A 21,330-nucleotide genomic window follows, 5' to 3' on the forward strand; every position below is an offset into this window, starting at 1 on the left:
TGCTGCTCAAAGGATTATATTCAACTATACATCTAATTTTTCTAATTCGGCATAGTTCTTCTTTAATCGACTTGTAAGAATACCGTAAATTACTCTATAGAAAAGCGCTATTAATCCCACAAATATTAAAGTAACCAAAAGTGTTATAGTAATGATTAGCCATATCGGTGGTTGACTCTCTAATGGGTTTTCATTTAATCCTTCGGTAAACAATAATACATAAGCCATTGTTGTAATCATGACCATTGCAAAAAGGCTAATATTTACAAATATATATTGCTTTACCGTTTTTCGTGTTTTAATAATATTTCTCATTAATACCTTGGCAGAATCGGTAGATGCGATTTTTTTATAATTTAAGTAAAACCTAACTATGAAGTATATCAAAATACTATATGAAATGATAGATATGATCAAAGAAAAATTATCTAAAACGGTCCCCTTTTCTATATGATCAAAATGCGTATGAACATTATTCATTTTAAAGACGATATCTAACGAAGCCCATAAAACAAATTCTAGTATGCTAATAATAAATATCCAACGAACAATCGATGAAGATTTTTTTAATATCATTGAGTAAATATCTTCATAGGATAGTTTAGGTAGCTCATGCTCCCTACTCTTCCAGTCCTTTTTTAATAATTCTAATTCATCCATGATGGGGTTACGGATTTAATATTTTTTTTAATTTCGTTTTAACTCTGTTCATCTTTACCCGAGCATTTACTTCACTAATACCCATTGTATCAGCTATTTCTTTATACGATCTATCTTCTAAGTAAAGAAAGACCAACGCCTTTTCTATATCATTTAACTGTTTTACTGCAGCGTACATTAACTTTAACTGTTCTTCTACTTCACTATCATATTCTTCTGCCTTAATTCTAAAATTCATAGTATCAAGATCTGTTGTCTTAATACTTCTTTTAGATTTTCTGTATAAAGTAATTGCAGTATTTAATGCTACTCGATACATCCAGGTACTGAACTTAGAATCCCCTCTAAACTTAGGGTATGCTTTCCAAAGTTGAATAGTAATTTCCTGAAACAAATCGTTGTGCGAGTCCGGATCATTTGTATAAATGCGACATACCTTGTGCACAATATTTTGATTTTGCTCAAGATGGGTTACAAAATTATGTTCTAGTTCTTTATTCACTGTGGCTAATTACATTATATAAGTAGACAAAAAATTAATTTTGTTACAAAAAATAAAAATAAAATTTGATGTGATCTATTAATACTAATCTATCTTATTGAACTTTAGCACACTTAAACTTTAATTCAAAATAAAATAGTGTGTTGTTTTATCTTTTTTTATTAATTTTAAAACATAGAAGCAATTTAGACTTCTTAACTTAAAATAGCTATTGATCCGCAAATGCCCCATTTTTAAATAAAATCATACATCAATAGTACTACCTCCTTTTTTAGTTCATAAGAAAACACATCGTTATAACCTGTAGTAAGGATACTGACATTTCTGGTGTCTAATAATGATTCTTGATATCATCAAAATGTTAGAGTACAATAACTAACATAAACTCAAAAAAAAATGAAGTGTTTTCTTGTAGGCGGACATAAAGATTTACTTGATAGTGTAGAAACGTACTTACAAACTAATTTCTTTTACATTTCGATCTGCGCAAAATCAGCATACGATGCTAACACTCAAAAAATGATTGATTTATCAGAACCTAATCTTATTATTTTTGATGTTGATATCAATACTGAAATTCCTCTAGAAATATACAGAAAAGTTAAAAGTGCTTCTATAGATATGCTAGCCATGATACCAAAAGATCAAAACATCATGGACTATCTTAATAAAAAGGATATCGCCTATATTACAAAACCCATTGATCATTCGGCTTTACGATTTTATATTAACACCGTATATTCTAAAAGGTCTAAAGAGGAAGAATTGCAACAAATTCTCACACGAATACGCAATACAAATCCAAAAAAAAGAATTGCTATCCCTCAAGAAAAAGAAATACAAATGATCTCTACCAATGATATTTTGTATATCGAAGCTGATATAAATTATTGTCTGGTATACTTAAGAGAAAAAAAAACTATTTGTGTTTCTAAAACATTAAAAAGCTTTGAACAGCAATTATGTAACAATCATGAATTTTATCGTATACATCAATCATATCTTATTAACCTTAATCATATCAATAAAGTAACAAAAACAAAACTCCCACAAGTATCTATGATCAATGGAGATATTTTAACGATTTCACGTTCAAAAAAAACCGCTTTCCTAAAATTAATTCTTAACTAAACCAGATATTCTTGATACTGTAACTAACCATATTAATAGTTGTATCATCTCTCATAATTCGGTTAAGTTAACAGGCTAATATTTTGAAGATAACTGGATAAAAATAAAATCATCGTCTAAATAGTAGATCTTAGACGATGATTTTTCAACCTAACTTAATTTAACAAGAATTTCTGTATTCCAAAACAGGAATTAGCCCATAAGCCTATATTGTTATATAAAGTATCTCAAAAATTATGAGATTTACCTATACTACCTTATCATAGTATTAACTCTTCTTCTTCATTCTAAACAATTCTATTTTTATTACTACAAAAAAACTGGCTATCAATAAATTAAAAAACTTATTTTTTAGTTTTCATATAGTGACCAAGCATATCACTGCTAGAGAAATAGAAATGAGAAATATCATATATATATCTATTTTTTTCATGACTTTTTTATTAAAAATTATAGTTAAAGAAGCCCCCTACCTCATTCATCAAAAAAGAAAATCTTATTTACTTTTATTTGTTTTTAAGCAATGATCCATCCAAATTTTTACAGAGCATATCCTTTGGCTCTGTTATATCTGTACTACTAGATTTTGATATATCTTGGGCAAATAAGTTATTTGCAGTAATTAAAAATATTATAATAATAAAAGTAAAAATAACATAGCTCTTTTTCATAACGTACGAATTTAGGTTAAACAGTGTTTGTATATTTGGGTATACTTATCTTTAATAATACCTTTTACGTTTCAAAAGAAAGACAAGATTCTCTTAGGGGTAGCGAAACAAAAAATTAGATTAACAATTTGTTAACACTAAATTGAGTATTTATATCTGTTAAGCAAAAATTCAATTATTATTTAGTTGATATTAATAGGTATTTAAGCCAATCGAGTTATTATCTGGTAGTAATTAAGACTATAAAAAATTCATAAAACTCAACAAACAACATTTTAAACATAATTATATTACGGTTAAACCATATTTATAGTAATGAAAAAAAATAAAAGCATAACTTTTTTACAATAAAACGAACTCAATACCACATAAATAAAGTATGGTTTTAGAGTCAAATCGCATCCTTTTTTGTTAAAAAGAAAAGGTTTTGATAAAAAGTAACATTCACTAAGTATATTAATATTTAACAGGTTATTTTTGTAAAATAATACATGCAATATGAATATTCCCTTTACTAATTTACCAAGATTAGTTATTATTGGTGGTGGCTTTGCTGGGGTAGCTCTGGCAAGAAAAATGATTAAAGAAGATGTACAATTGGTAGTATTAGACCGCCATAATTACCATACTTTTCAACCTCTTCTTTATCAAGTATCTACTTCATCACTAGAGCCTGATTCTATTGCATATCCATTGCGTAAAATTGTAAAAAGAGGTAAGAATACCTTTTTTAGAATGGCAGAAGTACTTTCTATAGATCCAGATACTCAAAAAGTATCTACCAATATAGGAGATATATCTTATGACTATTTGGTTATTGCCACAGGAGCGAGAACTAATTTCTTTGGTAATAAGACTATAGAGCATAATGCAATGAGAATGAAAAACCTTCCTCAAGCTCTTAATTTAAGGAGTTTAATGCTTGAAAATCTTGAGCAAGCGGTAATTACAGAGGATCATGAAAAAAGAAAAGAACTATTGCGTTTCGCTCTTGCAGGTGCAGGTCCAACGGGTGTAGAGCTAGCAGGAGGAATTGCAGAATTAAAACTAAATGTACTTCCTAGAGATTATCCTGATATGAATTTTGATGATATGGAAATACATCTTATTGAAGGAGCTTCGCGAATACTGCCCCCCATGAGCGAACATGCTTCAGAGAAAGCTACTAAATTTCTCGAAAAATTAGGAGTTCATATTCACCTAAATACGCAAGTAACACAATATGAAGATAATCTGGTATCAACTAATACCGATCTGTCTTTTAAAACAGCTACCTTTATTTGGTCTGCAGGTGTAACCGGAGCTCCTGTTTCTGGAATAAAAGCTGAATCTTTGATACCTAGAGCCAATCGTTATAAAGTAAATCAATTTAATCAAATTGATGGATACGATACTATTTTTGCTATCGGAGATATTTCTGTAATGGAAACCAAAGAGTATCCCAAAGGACATCCTATGGTAGCACAACCAGCAATACAGCAAGGGAAACATCTTGCCAAAAACTTAAAACAACATTTACGCGGTAAACCCATGACACCTTTCCAATATTTTGACAAAGGGTCAATGGCCACCATTGGACGCAATAAGGCTGTTGTAGATATCGGAAAATTTAAATTTGGTGGTTTTTTTGCTTGGTTTATCTGGATGTTCATTCATTTATGGTTCTTAATAGGATTTAGAAATCGATTTATTACTTTATTTAATTGGAGCTATAATTATATAAACTATGATAAAGCTGCTAGGCTTATTGTGCGTTCTTATAAGAATCGTACCGATACCACAGAAAGAGTCTGAACAAATTAATTTATAAAATACTTGATAAGAACAATTAATACCAATGACCAAAATACAGTTCAGTCATTGCTTTTTACAATTGAGTAACATTCAATTCTGATTACCCTATAGATATTAGATTTTTGAAGCATCATTCAAAAAAACAATGTCTATATGAAACGAATACTCGTTTATCTTTTTATTTGTGTCACTATAAATACGATGGCACAGACAACAATTACAGGAAAAGTAACAGATCCATCATCAAACCCTATCCCTGGTGCTAATGTATATCTTGACGGAACCTATGATGGTGGAACTACTGATGAAAATGGATCCTTTTCTTTTACTACAACAGAAACAGGCGAACATACTTTGCTAATCTCATTTCTTTCTTTTGAAACATTTATGATGCTTAAGGATGTCTCAGAAATGAATAATTTACAAATCAAACTTCGTGAGGATGTCAATTCTCTAGGAAGTGTTGTTTTGAATGCTGGGACTTTCTCTGCGGGTGATAACAGTAAAGTCTCTGTCCTCACTCCTCTAGATATTGTAACTACTGCAGGAGCCGCAGGAGATTATATCGGTGCTTTACAAACACTACCTGGCACCTCGAATGTATCAGAAGATGGCAGACTCTTTGTAAGAGGTGGTGATGCAAGTGAAGCTAATATATATATAGACGGACAACGTGTCTTTCAACCTTTTTTATCTACCACAAATAATGTGCCTACAAGAGGTCGATTTTCTTCATTTTTATTTAAAGGAACTAATTTTTCTACAGGAGGATACTCTGCAGAATATGGAGATGCCTTATCAAGCGTTTTATTGCTAAATACAATTGACGAACCAGAACAAGAAAAAACAGAACTGCAATTTCTTAATGTAGGATTAGGAGCTGGGAATACTCAAAAATGGAAAAACAATTCGATCAGTGTAAATGCACTTTATATCAACCTAAAACCATATCAAAATATCATAACTGAACGCATAAACTGGATCAAACCCTATGAATCCTTATCAGGTGAGACTGTATATCGACATCACTTCGAAAAAGGTCTTTTAAAAATATATGGTGGTATTACATATTCTGATTTCGAACTGATTCAGGAAGATATTAATATAACTGAAGGCTTACAATTAGGAATAAAAAATAGAAATCTTTATCTGAATACTTCTTATACAGGAACACTTGGTAATGATTGGACTCTCAGTACAGGACTCAGTTTTGCAAATGATCACGAAGACATAACGATTACAAATACTGTAGTAGATGATCAGCAAAATAGCTTTCATGCTAAGGTTAAGCTCAAAAAAAGATTCAATAATCGTTTCAAACTAAGTTTTGGACTAGAACAATTTGTAAATGCATTTACAGAAAAAGTAAAAGATCCAAGCTTTGATTCTTTCGACACTACATTTAATAATAATAGCACAGCTGCTTTTAGTGAAGCTAATATCTTTTTCAATAAAAAATTGGCGATGCAAATAGGTATTAGAGGAGTCCATAATGCCCTACTTAATACCACTAAAATTTCACCTCGCACTTCTCTGGCATATAAAATCGCTCCAAAATCACAACTTTCATTAGCATATGGAGAGTTTTATCAATCTCCTGAGACAGATGTATTAAAATATGATCAAACTCTAGAACAACAACAAGCCTCTCATTACATCCTTAATTACTTATACCAAAACGATGGACGAACATTACGTGCAGAAGGGTATTATAAATCGTATAACAATTTGATCAAATACAATACCGAAAACCCCGAATTTGATAGTGTATATAGTAACCTTGGTGAAGGATATGCTTCTGGTATTGATTTATTCTGGAGGGACAATACATCGATAAAAAACCTTGATTACTGGGCTAGCTACTCTTATTTAGATACCAAACGAGACTATAAAAATTATCCAAATAAAGCAACTCCTAATTTTGCCGCAAAACACAACCTCTCTTTGGTAACAAAATATATGATAAATGATTGGAAATCCTTGGTAAGCGCAACCTATAACTTTGCATCAGGGAGGCCTTACAACAATCCCAATGAAACAGTTTTCTTAAACAGTAAAACAAAAAACTTTAATGCTCTTAATCTAAGTTGGGCATATCTTATTAGTAAACAAAAGATTTTATATCTATCAGTATCCAATGTATTGGGAACAGAAAATATTTTTGACTATCAATATACCGATACTCCGAATATCAATGGTGAATTTTCAAGAAGAGCTATTACACCCAGCGCAGATAGGTTTTTTATACTAGGATTCTTCTGGACAATCAGTGATGATAAAAATGACAATCAATTAGATAATTTATAAACACAAAACTCCTAAAAAACAACTCAATCCATTAAATCGACACTTCGGTAATAAATATTACTATAAAAACTAGAATCAAAGGATCTTTATATCATCAACAAAACAACATATCTATGAAAACTATTATAATACTCTTTTCGATCTTTACATTAACAATTGGTAATGCACAAACACCATATGAAAAAGGAATGTCAAAAGCCTTTGAACTATGGAAAAGCACAAAACAAGATGAAGCGATAAACCTCTTTGAACGTATCGCAAAAGCTGAAAAAGAAAATTGGTTGCCTTATTACTATGCAGCTCAAGTTCATATCACTACTACATTTGGCAATAAAAATAAAGAAGAAATAGAATCGAGATTAACAAAAGCCAGAGAATATCTTAATGAGGCCAAAACATGGTCAAAAGACAATGCCGAAATTTTAATTATGGAAGCATTACTAAATACCGCATATGTAGTTTATGATGGAGCAAATTACGGTATGACACTTTCACCAAAAATTGAAGAGTTATATAGAAATGCAAAACAAATAGAACCAGAAAACCCAAGAGCAATATTACAGCATGCCGAATGGAAAATGGGAGGTGCAAAATTCTTCGGAAAGGATCCGAATGTTTTTTGCCCTGAAATAGAAAAAGCTATATTGTACTTCGAAAAAGAATCTTCTGAAATTCCTTTTTACCCTGCATGGGGAAAAGACAGAGCTCAAAAAAGCTTAGAAAACTGTAGAAAATAAATGAACAATCTATTAAAATTAGTCAAAACAAGTATAATTATTACATTCTGTATTCAATTCGTTGATATGCTTTTTTCTATAGGGAAACCAATGACTTGGCAGGGAGAATTGAGAGATATACTAATTCATTTTATGTTTGCTTTTCCTCTTACCTTAGTTAATGGATATTATCATGATTTTCTGACTTTAAGGTATACTTGGGAGAAACAACCCAAAAAACGATTATGGTTTGGGGCAATTGGGTCTATAATTATCACAATGATTACCTTAGTTATTATACGATTGGTATTATTGGTAGGTATATATAATAAACCTTTTGACAAATTTATTGAAGACGAAAAACTAGAGTACTATTTGATTGGTTTTTTTATAACTCTAATCGTATCATTGTTTTTACACGCTTTCCATTTCTATAAAGAGTTACAAAACAGAAAAATTACCGAACAAAAGATTATTGCAGGAACGGCTTCTGCTAAGTTTACGGCTTTAAAAAACCAATTAGATCCGCATTTTTTGTTCAATAGCCTAAATGTATTGACTTCTTTAATAGAAGAAAATCCCAGAATGGCTCAAAAATTTACGACATCATTATCTAAGGTTTATCGCTATGTTTTAGAACAAAAAGATAAAGAACTTGTTACTGTAAATGAAGAATTAAAATTTGCAAAAACCTACATGACACTGATAAAGCTTCGTTTTGAAGATAGTATCATATTCGATATGCCAGAAAGTGCCGAAAACCCAGAAGCCAAAGTGGTTCCTTTATCATTGCAAATTTTGTTAGAGAACACTATCAAACACAATATAGTAACACCAAAAAGACCTTTACACATTAAAATCTATGAAAAAGATGATTTCCTTCTTGTAGAAAATAATTTACAACCCAAAGAAGTAATCAAACAAAGTAGCGGTGTGGGCTTAGGAAATGTACAACAACGATATGGATTATTAACAAAAAGAAAATTCTCGGTATATAAAACCGAAAACAAATTTATAGCAGAACTTCCTATATTAACTAAACAGGTAAAATCATCAAAAATGGAAAGTATACAGTATATAGAAGAAGCCAAAAATCTTAAATACAGTAGAGCCAAAGATCAAGTAAAAAAAATAAAAGAATTTTACATAAACCTTATTTGGTACTGCATCGTTATTCCTTTTTTAATCTTTATTAATTATAAAACCAATCAATTTGGTTTTGCCTGGGTATTTTTCCCAATGATTGGTTGGGGCATAGGAATTGCCTTTCATGCCATGGACGCTTTTAACTATCACCCTATTCTGGGAAGGGATTGGGAAAAGAAAAAAATTAAAAAATATATGGACGAATCCCAAAAATAAGATAATATGAATCTTCCGAACAATGAAAACAAAGCATACGAAAAAGCTCGTAAAAGACTTAAAGACGAAAAAGGATTTTATTCACATTTAACAGCATACATAATAATTAACATCGCTATTCTAATACTAAGAAGTAACATTGTTTCTTTTTTCAAAATAAATACAACACAGCATAACGGTTTTGATGATTGGTTAGATTGGCATGTCATATTTACACCATTACTATGGGGAATTGGTCTGGCTCTACACGGGTTATGGGTATTCAGAAAAAATTCAATTTTAGAGAAATTTTTCAAAAAATCAATTTTTAGCAAAGAATGGGAAGAGCGAAAAATACAAGAATTTATTGATGATGATGATTTTTAATAAAACTAAAAAATCAATCAAAATTACACTTAAAAACATATAGAAAATGAAAACTTTTGATGAACAAAAACGATATGAGCGCGCGAAAGAACGTGTGATAGAACTCAAAAAATTTTACAATAACCTAACCTCTTATATCATAGTAATTGGCTTTTTAGCTGGTCTGAATTATTATCAGAACGAACTTAATTATGCATGGTTCTTATGGCCAGCATTTGGTTGGGGTATTGGTCTTACATTTCATGCGATTAAGGCTTACCGAGTAAACCATATGTTTGACAAAGAATGGGAAGATCGTAAGATCAAAAAATACATGGAAGAAGAACAAAAGAGTCAATCACAAATGTGGGAATAAGGACCTATTTATTTTATATGTTAAAATAGTAAATCTCTTCTAATAAGAATTGCTCTAACTCGATTTTCAATAAAATCCTTCAAATATTAATTAAAAGAATAATACACTTTTTCTAAATTAGATAAAAGCACATATCATTATGAAAGTACTAATCATCGAAGATGAAAAACCAGCAGCAAGACGTCTAAGTAGAATGTTAGGTGAACTAAACATAGAAGTACACACAATGCTACATTCAGTAGAAGAATCTATTGCTTGGTTTAACAATAATGAACACCCCGATGTAATTTTTTTGGATATTCAATTAAGTGACGGATTGTCTTTCGAAATATTTGATGCAGTTACAACTATAAAAAGTTCTATTATATTCACTACGGCTTATGACGAATATGCTCTTAAAGCATTCAAACTTAACAGTGTTGATTATCTCTTAAAACCTATTGACGATGAAGATTTAGAAACGGCTATTAATAAGTATAAAGATCAACATACTAATAAGCAACAAATTAAACTGGACTTTGATGATATAAAGAAATTATTGATAAACCCAATGGATCGAGTTTATAAAAAAAGATTTACCACCAAAGTTGGGCAACACCTTAAAATATTTTCTGTAGAAGACATAGAATGTTTCTATTCAGAAAATAAAGGAACATATTTACATACAAATGAAAATAGAAATTATCTCATAGATACAACATTAGAGCTACTTGAAGAAGAATTGAACCCTGAAACTTTTTTTAGAGTGAGCAGAAAATTCTTTATCAATATCAATGCTATCAAAGATATAATTTCATATACCAACTCACGTCTACAAATAAAATTAAATCATTTTGATGAGTATGATATTATTGTCTCACGAGAACGTGTAAAAGAATTCAAGACCTGGCTAGAATAGTCAAGTTTTTAATTCAGATATAAAGTGAGTAAACGAAGTAAAGGCTTAAGAAAGCCTTCATTATAGATTTATATTAATACTCCCATTCTCGCTTTTTATTTAACGCTTCTTCAGCTTCAATTTCTTCTTGAGGAATTACTTTAAGAAAAGAAGGATGTTGTTCTATTGCGAACTCTAGCTTGCTTACAATTTCGTCTGTAGTATCATTTTCATAATCAATATCTAATGGCTTTTTTATTACCATCGATTGAAGGATACCACGTTTTTTTATTCTCACACCTTTTTTATCAAAAGATCTTCTAAATCCGTCAATAACAATAGGTATTACAATGGGTTTATGTTGCTTAATAATGTGAGCAGTACCTTTTCTAATTGGTTTAAAAGGTTTAGTCGTCCCTTGAGGAAAAGTAATTACCCAACCATCTTCTAAAGCGGTATATATATTGGTAATATCGCTCATTTTTACTTGTCTATTAATGTCTTTTCCCTTCTCTCTCCAGGTTCTCTCTACAGTTATCGCTCCTACATATGCTAAGACCCTTGCTAATAAACCAGCACGCATTGTTTCTTTTGCAGCAACATAATACAAGTTCATTTTAGGTTGCCATAGATATCCCACATTTTTTATAGAGTCTGTGCGACCACTGAGACTTGCATTAAACACATGAAACATAGATACAACATCTGCAAAATAGGTTTGATGATTTGAAACAAATAAAACTCCGGTATCAGGAAGTGTTTTTATAATCTCACTTCCTTCTATCAATAGCTCATTAAATCCTCTAAATCGCCTATGTGTAAGCGCTCCTAAGATTCGAATAAGCCATTTTTTTACAAATAATATATGACCAAATGGATTTGTTTTAAATAATCCCATATGTACTAAAAAAATTGTATTAAGAACGTCAAATATACAAAATCATTACCCTTTTAACATCTTTAAAAACATTTTAAGCTCATTGAGCATCATGGCCGTAGCCCCCCAAACGACATAACCATTTAACTGAAAGCAAGGTACCTCAATATTTTTCGCATAGGATGTTGATAATTTCTGTGTACTTACATTACTATCCTTTAAGAAATCTTTGACCGGGACTTCGATAACTTTTTCTACTTCTTCCTTTTGCAAAACAAAATCAGGACAATGATCTGTAAAACCCAAAAATGGATGTACCCAAAAATTAGACGGAGGCACATACACCTTAGTAAGCGACTCAACAACAGTTATATTAGATTTACTAACTCCTATTTCTTCATGAGTTTCTCGCAAAGCGGTTTCTGTATAATTCTGATCAAATGGTTCTGCTTTACCACCCGGTAGCGCTATTTGTCCAGAATGTACGCCTTCATAAGTAGGACGTAAGATTAATGCGATGTATGCTTGTCCATCTTTTGGGTATAGAAGCATCATTACTGCAGCATGACGGGGGTTTCTTTCTTCTATATTATAACTCTCTAATTCCTTTTTACGAATCTCGGGTGCCATAATAAAATGAGAAGATTCTCCCGGTACTGACATTTTCTTTATTTTTGGAAGTAAACTTTTAAATGTTTCAAATGTCATTGACAAAATCAATTTTATGCTTTTTTATAAGCATTATCATATTCTCGAATTGTGAAGATACACAATCTAAAAAAAATAAATCGAAAGTACCACAAAATACAGATACTACTTCTGTTCATACTCCAAAAGAACAAAATAGTAAGGTTATCTCTAATGGTATTAAGAACACAACGGATCAAGACACTGACAAAGCCCCATTCAAACTCAGTAATAAAAATTTAAGAGAATTTATGGCTTCTTACGGGAAAGATAACCCCGAAAACCTAGTCAAAATAACTACTCTATATGGTGATATTCATATACAATTGCATACCGAAACCCCATTACACCGTGCTAATTTTATCTATTTGGTTAAAGAAAAATATTTTGATGAAACATTTTTCTATCGTGTAGCCAAAGGGTTTGTTATTCAAGGAGGAAATAGCGATCGACAAGAAATGGCCAATGCACGTTTTAGAATTGGAGAATACACAATCCCACAAGAACCAGTAAAGGGTTTAAAACATACCAGAGGTGCTGTCGCTTTATCAAAACAATGGGTAGACAACCCTTCTAACCGCTCAACGCCCTTTGAGTTTTTTATTGTAATTGCTAAAAATGGGGCACCACACCTTGATGGACAACATACCATATTCGGAAAAGTAGTGAAAGGAATGGACGTTGCAGATAAAATATCTAATGTACCAGTAGATGGTAGCGAATGGCCAAAAGAAAATATTTTTATAAAAGCCGAAGTAATAAAATGATAAATTACAAAAAAACAATAATACCAATAAAGAACAAGAGTGTACTATAGTTACGTTGTTATTACTTACAACCTGTATTTAGCGCAAAATATAGTATTTATAAATTATAATAAACAATCCAATGGGAAGTTAAAATAATTGTGTATAACACCAAAAACTGCCCTAGATCGGGCAGTTTTTGGTGTTAATTATATAGTACTCTGTACAGCTTTCTTAAAATTCTAAAGCTTAATTTCTTGTGTAAAAAACCTATCACTGTTAGTTAAGGTAACATCTACAGTATACTTTCCAATAGGTAATTTAGAAATATTAAAGTTTCTTCTAATTACTTCATGATCTTCTTTTACATCTTCTTCGAACACTAGAGAACCATTGTAATCGTATACATAAATAATTAAAGGACTCTTTTCTGATTGTGATTGATTATATGTCAGTGTAAGGTAATCACCTTCAACAACAACCTTGGGCTTAGAAATAGTTTCTACAGCCCGGTCAACTATCGATATACCTTTAATACTTTTGATAACGGGAGTTATTCTTATATCAGATTTTGTTTCTGTTTCTACATAATATACCCCATCAGTAAAAGTTTCAAAATCAAAAACTTTACTAAAAAGAGTAGACTTACGATCCACTTTAACATTATACACTACTTTTCCGTAATAATCTGTGATTGTTAATCGCTGTCCCTTGAATACATTAGATAATGTAACATTGATTGTAGAAGAATTCTCTACTTTTACAGATATATCATCCGAGGCTGCTGTAATATTGCTTAGTAACATGGCAAATACAACTAAACTAAGTTTCATTACTCTTTTCATAACTTTTAACTTTTAATTTTTAGGTTTTAAGTTTGGAGCTGCAAATGTATAAGACAAAAAGACCTAGAAAGACAACTATATTTACATATACATGTACTATATTAACCCTTACTTTTACTGCAAAACCGTAAAAAAGTTAATACAACACATTTGATCAATTTAATTCTACAATAAATTAACAATAAGTATAGAAGATTATCAATAAAAGAACCTTGATCATATCATATTCTATGAAAATGACGAAACAATATTTTAGGAAAAACTATGCTTAAATTTCGTAGTAAAATCAATTACTTAGGATTTTCGAAAAAAATTAAAATAAAACATTCGTTTACAACACGTATTAGCTTCCTTAAGAAAGAAGAAAAACAAAAAAAAAGAAAACAGCACCTTACTTACTACAGAAACTGGCACAACAAGAAGCTTTTCGAATTAAAACTTCTGAGTAAAATAATTATAGTCTTTAAGAATCGTATCCAAAAACTGTCTATCATATAAATCAGATGTAACCTCGAGTACATCTTCCACTTTTTTGCGCAATGCAGTCAGTGTCTGAAAATCATTAGATTTCTTGGCAATGTGATATGTTTCCTTAATAAGTCTAACGTCTTTGTCAGATAATTTGGTAACATTTAGAAATTTAGGTTGATAATCTTCTTCTACATCCTCTAATATAGTATGAGAGATTTTCACTTTTCTTTTGTTACTAATGACTACAGTTCCTGCTGCTGCATCACCTAATCGTTGATTTTTATTTGACAAAATAATTGTCAACACTCCTATTGCAGAAGCAAAAATCCAGATATCTACAAGCCTTAACATCCAACGGATCATATAATTACTCCATTGAGCTGGTAATCCGTCTACCCGAACCACACGAATTTTCATGACCATTTTCCCTACAGTTCTTCCATTAAAAATGATATTCATAAATAGAGAATAAAATGCCACCGGAAGAAACAATAACGATTGCAAGCCAAAAACGGTCCAATTATCACTAAAAGCGGTCCCCAAAAGAGACGTTACTAAATCTATGATGTACAAGTACAGCCAAAATATTGCGGCATCAATCAAAAATGCTAATATTCGTTCTCCTATTCCAACTGTTTTATAAGCCAGATTAACATTTTGTGTAGTATTGATCGCTAAATTTGCCATTTACAAGTAAGTGATTATCTTTATCAAAAATTAGTTTACTAGATGCGGGAAGCAGCTTTTGTCAAGCAAAATAAAGAAAAATGGATCGCTTTTGAAAAGGCAATCACAGAAAATTCTGAGATTAGTCCTGATCATCTGGCTGATTACTACATACATTTGACCAATGATTTATCATATGCGCAAACCTATTATCAAGATAGTAAAACGCTGCTATACCTTAATTCATTAGCATCTCAAGCTCATCAAAAAATATACATTAACAAAAAGGAAAGTAAAAATAGAATTGTAGAATTCTGGAAAAAAGAATTTCCTTTATTTTTTTTCCAACACCAAAAAACACTGGGATATACCTTTATATTATTTTTGGTTGCTTGTTGTATTGGTATCCTATCTGCACTAAATGATGCTTCTTTTTTGCGATTAATTCTAGGAGATGCTTATGTAAATGAAACACTTAATAATATTGAAAAAGGAGATCCGACAGGTATTTATAAAAGCGGAAGCATGATCGGTTCCTTTTTAGGAATAACTATCAATAATATTCGCGTTGCATTTCTTGCCTATGCATTTGGCGTGATTACTTCTATAGGAACAGGATATATCTTATTTACTAATGGAGTAATGCTAGGAGCTTTTATGACTTTTTTTTATAATCAGGGGCTATTGTTTGAAGCATCAAAATCTGTATGGTTACACGGTACCATAGAGATTTCTGTTATTGTAATTGCAGGCTGTGCCGGTTTGGTTATGGGTAATAGCATTCTTTTTCCCAAAACTTTTTCGCGACGCATTTCTTTTATGAAAGGTGCTAAAGATGGCCTTAAAATCGTAGTAAGTACAATTCCATTTTTTATTATTGCTGGTTTTATAGAAGGATTTATAACACGATACTCTAATATGCCTGTTTGGTTAGCAATGGTTATTATCTTTGGTTCCTTGGCACTCATTATATTTTACTACATTATATATCCCATTATTTTAAACAAAACGTATGGAGAACAAATACATAGAACTAAAACGGCGTAGAGACTTGGGAGATATGATCTCTACGTATTTTGATTTTTTTAAGCAAAACCTAAAAAGTTTTACAAATATATTCATCAATTACAATGGTATACTTATATTATTACTATTGGGTGCGAGTTATCTTATGGTAACAGGATTTATGGGTATGTTGGGTACTAGATCTGGTTTTGGTAATCCATCGGATTTAGAATCCAATTTCTATATTGGACTTGGTGCTATTATTTTTTTCTTTGTTCTCGTAATGGTTGCAGCTCTAAATTATAGTTTAGCTTCTGCCTATATGATCACCTATGATAAGGACGAAAAAATTGTAGATGATAAAACAAAAGTGTGGGACTATGTAAAAAATAATTTAGGTAGAATAATCGTTTTCATTTTATTATTATTTGCCATATATATAGCATATACCATTGTGGCATTTATTTTTATTATAATCCCTATTATTGGAGCACTCGCGCAATATGTTCTAAACTTTGCTCTTTTATCCTGGTTAGGAATTTCTTTTATGGTGATGCTCAATGAAGATAAAAGTCCAACAGATGCTCTTGGAGAAGGTTGGGATCTGGTAAAGAGTAATTTCTGGAAATGTGTTGGAGTTAATTTTATTTTAGGATTGCTAATTGGTCTATTATTAATTTTACTATTGGTAATACCGGGAACTTTGGTAGGTTTCTATTCTTTTCATGCCGTTGATACAGGTGTAAATATGGCAGATTCGCCAGTAGCTAAGATTATATATACTTTTTCATTATGTCTTGTTTTAATAGTTATGGCCTATTCTCAATCCTTATCTCAGTTTATAAATGGGATTCTCTATTTTTCACTACACGAAGAAAAATACAACATCAATACACGTAGTAAAATTGATCAAATAGGAGCAGGTGAATAAAAATTGGTTCTATATCATATTATATTCGTTGCTATCACTAGCCTCTCTTCCTATCTTGGCCCAACAAGATTCGTTAACCGTTGCTATTGATAGTAGTAAGATAACTACCCATAACTTTTCTGAGAATCTTACTGATAAATATAGTGATAGTGAATTTGATTATGATACGGTCGAAGGAGAAACACAAAATTTTCTTGCCAGATTCATTAATTGGATTTTTAAAGGCATGCAAAACATGCTAGGTGTAGATATCTCTCCCGAACTCATTAGTTTAATAGAAAATTTAATTTATATCCTTCTTATTATTGGTGCCGTTTATGTAGTAATAAGAATTCTAGCTGGTAAAGATGCGGTTTCATTATTCAGAAAAAAGAATACGTTGGTAGCTCCTATTTCTATAACCGAAGAACATATCGAAAATATCGATCTTAATGAATTAATTTCGAAAGCTCTAGCTAATAACGATTATCGCTTGGCCGTTAGATATATGTATCTTAAAGCATTACAAGAGCTATCAAAAGCAAATGTGATTGCATATCATTTTGAAAAAACAAATTCGGACTACTTAAGAGAAATTAATGATACCTCGATAAAACAAAATTTTAACAGGGTATCATACCTATATGATTATATCTGGTATGGCGAATTTGAGTTAGACAAAAATGGATATCAGAGTGCGAAAACATCGTTTGATCAACTAAACGCAAAAATTAATACTATTGGATAAAAAGTCAAGAAATATTCTTATCATTTTTGGAGTCGCACTACTAGGTATTATTATTACCGAACTTGTAAGACCTAAACCTATAAATTGGAATTCTAGCTATACATCAACCGATAAGATTCCTTTTGGCAGCTATATTCTTTATGAAGAGTTGAAAGATTGGAATGACAATAAGAAGGTCCAATTAGTTTCTAAAAATCCATATGAATTTTTGAAAGATTCATCTTATGCTACTAATTCGGCCTATCTACTTATTAATTCAGAAATTGACTTAGATAAACAATCATATACTCAGCTCATTCAGTTTGTTAGAGAAGGAAACGATGTTTTTCTTGCAGGTACCTATTTTGGGAATATCATAAAAGACTCCCTAAAAATAGAAACCGAAATGAGTTATAAATTAACCGAAGAAGAAATCACACCCGCTTTTTTTAGCTCATCATCCTATCGTGATTCAATACCTAAATACAAAAAAGGGATTTATAAAACTATTTTTAGAAGTTTTGACACCACCAAAACCAAGGCACTGGGTTATTACAAAAATGAAGAAGAAAAAATAAGTCAGGTTAATTTTATTAAAGTAAAAGAAGGTGAAGGACATATTTATTTTAACACCTTGCCAGAAGCCTTTTCTAATTATTATATGCTCAAAAATCAAGGTACATACACCGCAAATGTACTTTCATATATTAATGATCGTACCACATTATACTGGGACGATTATCTAAAAGATGGCCGTAGGGTTGTCAATTCACCAATGCGCTTTGTTCTTAATCAACCAGCATTACAATGGGCCTACTATATATGCCTGTTAAGTTTATTGGTGTTTGTTATTTTTAGAGGGAAAAGAGAACAACGCATTATTCCTGTTATAAAACCCTTAGAAAACACATCGATAGAATTTACCAAAACTATCAGTAATCTATATTTTCAGCATAAAGACTATGGTAATATTATCAACAAAAAGATTACCTATTTCTTAGAAAAAGTAAGGAGACAATATTACATTAATACAAATGAATTGAATGCTAAGTTTATAGATACATTAGCAATAAAAAGTGGTCACTCTTTAGAAGAGACCAAAAAACTAATTGAGTTTATCGTTATATTGAAAGGAAGGACCATGCATAACGAAAAAGATTTGATAGAATTAAATAAAAAAATAGAAGCATTTACACTTTAGATTATGGAAGAAACTAACGAAAATCCAATAGATTTTACCAGTAGAATAGACCTTAAAAATCTACAAAGCGCTGTCCAACAAATCAAAGATGAATTAGGTAAAGTAATCATTGGGCAACATGATATGATAGAATTACTCATTATCTCTATATTGGCAAATGGCCACTCCTTAATAGAAGGAGTTCCTGGAGTAGCAAAAACTGTAACTGCCAAATTGCTTGCCAAAACAATGAATGTAGAATTTAGTCGAATCCAATTCACACCTGATTTAATGCCCAGTGATATTTTGGGGACTTCTATTTTTAATGTAAAAACTTCTGAATTTGAATTTAAAAAAGGACCTATCTTTTCTAATATTATATTGATTGATGAAATCAATCGCGCGCCTGCAAAGACTCAGGCAGCAATGTTTGAAGTAATGGCAGAACGACAAATTACCATAGACGGAATTGAAAATAAAATGCAAGCTCCTTTTTTAGTTTTTGCCACACAAAATCCAATAGAACAAGAAGGGACTTATGCACTACCTGAGGCGCAATTAGACCGTTTTCTTTTTAAAATAAATGTAGGATATCCATCTGTAGATGAAGAAATAAAAATTCTCGAAGGACATCATCAAAGAAAAAGCACACTTTCTACGGATATGATTACGCCTATTCTAAACGCCCAACAAATATCAGAATATCAAGACATTATCAAAAGTATACTTATCGAGGATAATTTATTAAAGTATATAGCGTCTATTGTAAACAATACAAGAACCAACGGAAACTTATATTTGGGAGCTTCCCCTAGAGCATCTATTGCAATAATGAATTCTTCAAAAGCATTAGCTGCTATCAACGGACGTGATTTTGTAACTCCTGATGACATCAAAAAAATTGCTCCATCTGTACTAAGACATAGAATTATATTAACCCCAGAACGAGAAATGGAAGGGTTTACTACAGAAAAAGCAGTGACTCAAATAATAGAAACAATAGAAATCCCGAGGTAGTGGCCAAATTTATAAAAAGTATATATCTAAGAAAACCCTTCTTTACAGCATTATTTGCAATCGTTGTACTCTTTATTGTTTCTTACTTTTTTGGAGATATATACGGAATAATAAAACTGTTTTTCTACATACTTATCACTGTACTGGTATTCGACATTCTTTTGCTGTACAGAAATACTTTGGGAACACAGGCAACAAGAACATTACCAGAAAAATTATCTAATAGTGACGAAAACACCATTCGTATTAGTGCTATTAATAGATATCAATTTAAAAGTAAAATAAAAATTATAGATGAGTTGCCAATACAATTTCAGCATAGGAATTTCTCTATAGAATCTACACTTGCTCCTTCTCAGGAAAAAGTTTTTACTTATACCGTACGCCCAACAGAAAGAGGAGAATACTTTTTTGGAAACCTTAATATATTCACCTCCTCTCCTATCGGTTTTGTTACCAGAAAACAACAATTTTCTGCGGAAGCAATGGTCCCTAATTACCCTTCTTTTCTGCAATTAAAAAAATATGAATTTGTTGCATTTACCAATAGACTAAAACTCTATGGACTCAAAAAAGTACGTAGAATAGGACATACATTAGAGTTTGAACAAATAAAAGAATATGTTTCTGGAGACGATATAAGAAACATAAACTGGAAAGCTACCGCAAAGAGAAATCACTTAATGGTTAATCAGTATCAGGATGAAAAATCGCAACCCATCTATTCTGTTATCGATACAGGTCGTGTTATGAAAATGCCATTTAATGAATTGAGTCTATTAGACTATGCCATTAATGCTACACTTGTGATTTCTAATATTGCAATTAAAAAACAAGATAAGGCAGGCATGTTTACCTTTTCAAAAAAAGTGGAGAATACTGTAGTTGCACAAAGAAGAAAAGGTCAAATGAATGTAGTACTTGAGACACTATATAATATCAATACTGATTTTGAAGAATCTGACTTTGCTAGGCTATATATTGATATCAAGCGCACTATTAAACAACGAAGCTTACTACTATTATATACTAATTTTGAAACATTGGATGCCTTGCATAGGCAGCTCCCCTATTTACAAGCAATAGCAAAAACACATCTATTAGTTATTATCTTCTTCGAAAACACAGAACTCAAATCACTACTGGATACTCCCGCAATCACCACTCAGCAAATTTTTGAAAAAACAATTGCCGAAAAATTCATGTATGAGAAGAAAATGATTGCTAATGAATTAGGAAAACATGGTATACATTCTATTCTAACTGCTCCAGAAAACCTTACCGTGAATACTATTAATAAGTATCTCGAAATAAAATCAAGAGGACTTATATAGCATTTCTGACTTTTATGTGTTGTACTAATTTTACTAAAAACACAATTCAGTATACAAAAACGACAGTTCAGTTGTTTCCTTTCGTTTTAGAATAAAGATTTATAGACTTTTGACTTGTCATCAA

At 31.0% G+C, this 21,330-nt stretch carries 22 protein-coding genes; 15 read left to right on the top strand and 7 right to left on the bottom strand.

All coding sequences use genetic code 11. The features are described 5' to 3' along the window. Positions 1–24 precede the first annotated feature (24 nt). Together DZ60_RS0102085 and DZ60_RS0102090 are read right to left on the bottom strand one after the other, a co-directional pair. Positions 25–660, bottom strand: a complete 636-nt coding sequence (locus tag DZ60_RS0102085) for a hypothetical protein (protein ID WP_025740079.1) — start codon at positions 658–660, stop codon at positions 25–27. A gap of 7 nt (positions 661–667) precedes the next feature. Further along, positions 668–1,162 carry an RNA polymerase sigma factor gene (locus DZ60_RS0102090; RefSeq protein WP_025740081.1) on the bottom strand — a complete coding sequence of 165 codons (495 nt, stop codon included), beginning with the start codon at positions 1,160–1,162 and terminating at the stop codon, positions 668–670. Positions 1,163–1,558: 396 nt separating this feature from the next. On the opposite strand from DZ60_RS0102090, the gene DZ60_RS0102095 reads away from it, so the two are divergent. Further along, a complete protein-coding gene (locus DZ60_RS0102095; protein WP_025740084.1) occupies positions 1,559–2,293 on the top strand; it encodes a LytTR family DNA-binding domain-containing protein in 735 nt (244 codons plus the stop codon). 506 nt (positions 2,294–2,799) lie between these two features. Here DZ60_RS0102095 and DZ60_RS25045 read toward each other — a convergent pair. Beyond that, positions 2,800–2,964: a hypothetical protein gene (locus tag DZ60_RS25045; RefSeq protein ID WP_161634359.1), complete on the bottom strand. Its 165-nt coding sequence runs from the start codon at positions 2,962–2,964 to the stop codon at positions 2,800–2,802. A gap of 498 nt (positions 2,965–3,462) precedes the next feature. Between DZ60_RS25045 and DZ60_RS0102110 the strand changes: the two genes are divergently transcribed. From DZ60_RS0102110 to DZ60_RS0102140, 7 genes are all read left to right on the top strand, one after another. After that, positions 3,463–4,758, top strand: coding sequence for an NAD(P)/FAD-dependent oxidoreductase (locus DZ60_RS0102110; protein ID WP_025740086.1), 1,296 nt, complete (start codon positions 3,463–3,465; stop codon positions 4,756–4,758). Positions 4,759–4,911: 153 nt separating this feature from the next. Further along, complete coding sequence (locus DZ60_RS0102115) at positions 4,912–7,065, top strand: TonB-dependent receptor (RefSeq protein WP_025740087.1); 2,154 nt, start codon at positions 4,912–4,914, stop codon at positions 7,063–7,065. Positions 7,066–7,178: 113 nt separating this feature from the next. Continuing rightward, complete coding sequence (locus DZ60_RS0102120; RefSeq protein WP_025740089.1) at positions 7,179–7,802, top strand: tetratricopeptide repeat protein; 624 nt, start codon at positions 7,179–7,181, stop codon at positions 7,800–7,802. Continuing rightward, complete coding sequence (locus DZ60_RS0102125; protein ID WP_025740091.1) at positions 7,803–9,143, top strand: 2TM domain-containing protein; 1,341 nt, start codon at positions 7,803–7,805, stop codon at positions 9,141–9,143. 6 nt (positions 9,144–9,149) lie between these two features. After that, a complete protein-coding gene (locus DZ60_RS0102130) occupies positions 9,150–9,509 on the top strand; it encodes a 2TM domain-containing protein (protein ID WP_025740093.1) in 360 nt (119 codons plus the stop codon). Positions 9,510–9,555: 46 nt separating this feature from the next. Next, the gene (locus DZ60_RS0102135; protein WP_025740094.1) at positions 9,556–9,864 is read left to right on the top strand and encodes a 2TM domain-containing protein; all 309 of its coding nucleotides are present in this window, start codon (positions 9,556–9,558) and stop codon (positions 9,862–9,864) included. Positions 9,865–10,003: 139 nt separating this feature from the next. Beyond that, positions 10,004–10,762 carry a LytR/AlgR family response regulator transcription factor gene (locus DZ60_RS0102140; protein ID WP_025740095.1) on the top strand — a complete coding sequence of 253 codons (759 nt, stop codon included), beginning with the start codon at positions 10,004–10,006 and terminating at the stop codon, positions 10,760–10,762. A 73-nt stretch (positions 10,763–10,835) separates the two neighbouring features. Here DZ60_RS0102140 and DZ60_RS0102145 read toward each other — a convergent pair whose 3' ends face one another. Both DZ60_RS0102145 and DZ60_RS0102150 read right to left on the bottom strand, forming a co-directional pair. After that, a complete protein-coding gene (locus tag DZ60_RS0102145) occupies positions 10,836–11,639 on the bottom strand; it encodes a lysophospholipid acyltransferase family protein (protein WP_025740097.1) in 804 nt (267 codons plus the stop codon). A gap of 45 nt (positions 11,640–11,684) precedes the next feature. Next, positions 11,685–12,281, bottom strand: a complete 597-nt coding sequence (locus DZ60_RS0102150) for an NUDIX hydrolase (protein WP_241448702.1) — start codon at positions 12,279–12,281, stop codon at positions 11,685–11,687. Positions 12,282–12,319: 38 nt separating this feature from the next. On the opposite strand from DZ60_RS0102150, the gene DZ60_RS0102155 reads away from it, so the two are divergent. Further along, complete coding sequence (locus tag DZ60_RS0102155) at positions 12,320–13,072, top strand: peptidylprolyl isomerase (protein ID WP_034228410.1); 753 nt, start codon at positions 12,320–12,322, stop codon at positions 13,070–13,072. A 221-nt stretch (positions 13,073–13,293) separates the two neighbouring features. Here DZ60_RS0102155 and DZ60_RS0102160 read toward each other — a convergent pair whose 3' ends face one another. Together DZ60_RS0102160 and DZ60_RS0102165 are read right to left on the bottom strand one after the other, a co-directional pair. Further along, complete coding sequence (locus tag DZ60_RS0102160; protein WP_025740101.1) at positions 13,294–13,896, bottom strand: hypothetical protein; 603 nt, start codon at positions 13,894–13,896, stop codon at positions 13,294–13,296. 432 nt (positions 13,897–14,328) lie between these two features. Beyond that, positions 14,329–15,054 carry an RDD family protein gene (locus DZ60_RS0102165; protein WP_025740102.1) on the bottom strand — a complete coding sequence of 242 codons (726 nt, stop codon included), beginning with the start codon at positions 15,052–15,054 and terminating at the stop codon, positions 14,329–14,331. A gap of 42 nt (positions 15,055–15,096) precedes the next feature. On the opposite strand from DZ60_RS0102165, the gene DZ60_RS0102170 reads away from it, so the two are divergent. The 6 genes from DZ60_RS0102170 to DZ60_RS0102195 are packed head-to-tail and all read left to right on the top strand — an operon-like array spanning position 15,097 to position 21,206. Further along, positions 15,097–16,080 (top strand): stage II sporulation protein M, encoded by a 984-nt coding sequence (locus tag DZ60_RS0102170; protein WP_025740104.1) that lies wholly within the window; start codon positions 15,097–15,099, stop codon positions 16,078–16,080. Then, a complete protein-coding gene (locus tag DZ60_RS0102175; protein WP_152537341.1) occupies positions 16,046–16,969 on the top strand; it encodes a hypothetical protein in 924 nt (307 codons plus the stop codon). The genes DZ60_RS0102170 and DZ60_RS0102175 overlap by 35 nt, the downstream gene beginning before the upstream one ends. Next, entirely contained in the window at positions 16,962–17,696 is a 735-nt protein-coding gene (locus DZ60_RS0102180) for a DUF4129 domain-containing protein (RefSeq protein ID WP_034228346.1), read from the top strand. Before DZ60_RS0102175 ends, DZ60_RS0102180 begins: the two co-directional genes overlap by 8 nt. Continuing rightward, on the top strand, positions 17,689–18,876 hold the full coding sequence (locus DZ60_RS0102185; protein WP_025740110.1) for a DUF4350 domain-containing protein: 1,188 nt from the start codon (positions 17,689–17,691) through the stop codon (positions 18,874–18,876). Before DZ60_RS0102180 ends, DZ60_RS0102185 begins: the two co-directional genes overlap by 8 nt. A 3-nt stretch (positions 18,877–18,879) precedes the next feature. After that, entirely contained in the window at positions 18,880–19,872 is a 993-nt protein-coding gene (locus DZ60_RS0102190) for an AAA family ATPase (RefSeq protein WP_025740111.1), read from the top strand. After that, complete coding sequence (locus DZ60_RS0102195; RefSeq protein WP_025740113.1) at positions 19,872–21,206, top strand: DUF58 domain-containing protein; 1,335 nt, start codon at positions 19,872–19,874, stop codon at positions 21,204–21,206. The genes DZ60_RS0102190 and DZ60_RS0102195 overlap by 1 nt, the downstream gene beginning before the upstream one ends. The last annotated feature ends 124 nt before the right edge of the window (positions 21,207–21,330 follow it).

It is taken from the genome of Aquimarina pacifica (genome assembly GCF_000520955.1).
Classification (GTDB): domain Bacteria; phylum Bacteroidota; class Bacteroidia; order Flavobacteriales; family Flavobacteriaceae; genus Aquimarina; species Aquimarina pacifica.

Coding starts and splice junctions, on each gene's coding strand:
- DZ60_RS0102085 (WP_025740079.1), bottom strand. CDS start 660: ATGGATGAATTAGAATTATTAAAAAAGGACTGGAAGAGTAGGGAGCAT.
- DZ60_RS0102095 (WP_025740084.1), top strand. CDS start 1,559: ATGAAGTGTTTTCTTGTAGGCGGACATAAAGATTTACTTGATAGTGTA.
- DZ60_RS25045 (WP_161634359.1), bottom strand. CDS start 2,964: ATGAAAAAGAGCTATGTTATTTTTACTTTTATTATTATAATATTTTTA.
- DZ60_RS0102110 (WP_025740086.1), top strand. CDS start 3,463: ATGAATATTCCCTTTACTAATTTACCAAGATTAGTTATTATTGGTGGT.
- DZ60_RS0102115 (WP_025740087.1), top strand. CDS start 4,912: ATGAAACGAATACTCGTTTATCTTTTTATTTGTGTCACTATAAATACG.
- DZ60_RS0102120 (WP_025740089.1), top strand. CDS start 7,179: ATGAAAACTATTATAATACTCTTTTCGATCTTTACATTAACAATTGGT.
- DZ60_RS0102125 (WP_025740091.1), top strand. CDS start 7,803: ATGAACAATCTATTAAAATTAGTCAAAACAAGTATAATTATTACATTC.
- DZ60_RS0102130 (WP_025740093.1), top strand. CDS start 9,150: ATGAATCTTCCGAACAATGAAAACAAAGCATACGAAAAAGCTCGTAAA.
- DZ60_RS0102135 (WP_025740094.1), top strand. CDS start 9,556: ATGAAAACTTTTGATGAACAAAAACGATATGAGCGCGCGAAAGAACGT.
- DZ60_RS0102140 (WP_025740095.1), top strand. CDS start 10,004: ATGAAAGTACTAATCATCGAAGATGAAAAACCAGCAGCAAGACGTCTA.
- DZ60_RS0102145 (WP_025740097.1), bottom strand. CDS start 11,639: ATGGGATTATTTAAAACAAATCCATTTGGTCATATATTATTTGTAAAA.
- DZ60_RS0102150 (WP_241448702.1), bottom strand. CDS start 12,281: ATGTCAGTACCGGGAGAATCTTCTCATTTTATTATGGCACCCGAGATT.
- DZ60_RS0102155 (WP_034228410.1), top strand. CDS start 12,320: ATGTCATTGACAAAATCAATTTTATGCTTTTTTATAAGCATTATCATA.
- DZ60_RS0102160 (WP_025740101.1), bottom strand. CDS start 13,896: ATGAAAAGAGTAATGAAACTTAGTTTAGTTGTATTTGCCATGTTACTA.
- DZ60_RS0102165 (WP_025740102.1), bottom strand. CDS start 15,054: ATGGCAAATTTAGCGATCAATACTACACAAAATGTTAATCTGGCTTAT.
- DZ60_RS0102170 (WP_025740104.1), top strand. CDS start 15,097: ATGCGGGAAGCAGCTTTTGTCAAGCAAAATAAAGAAAAATGGATCGCT.
- DZ60_RS0102175 (WP_152537341.1), top strand. CDS start 16,046: ATGGAGAACAAATACATAGAACTAAAACGGCGTAGAGACTTGGGAGAT.
- DZ60_RS0102190 (WP_025740111.1), top strand. CDS start 18,880: ATGGAAGAAACTAACGAAAATCCAATAGATTTTACCAGTAGAATAGAC.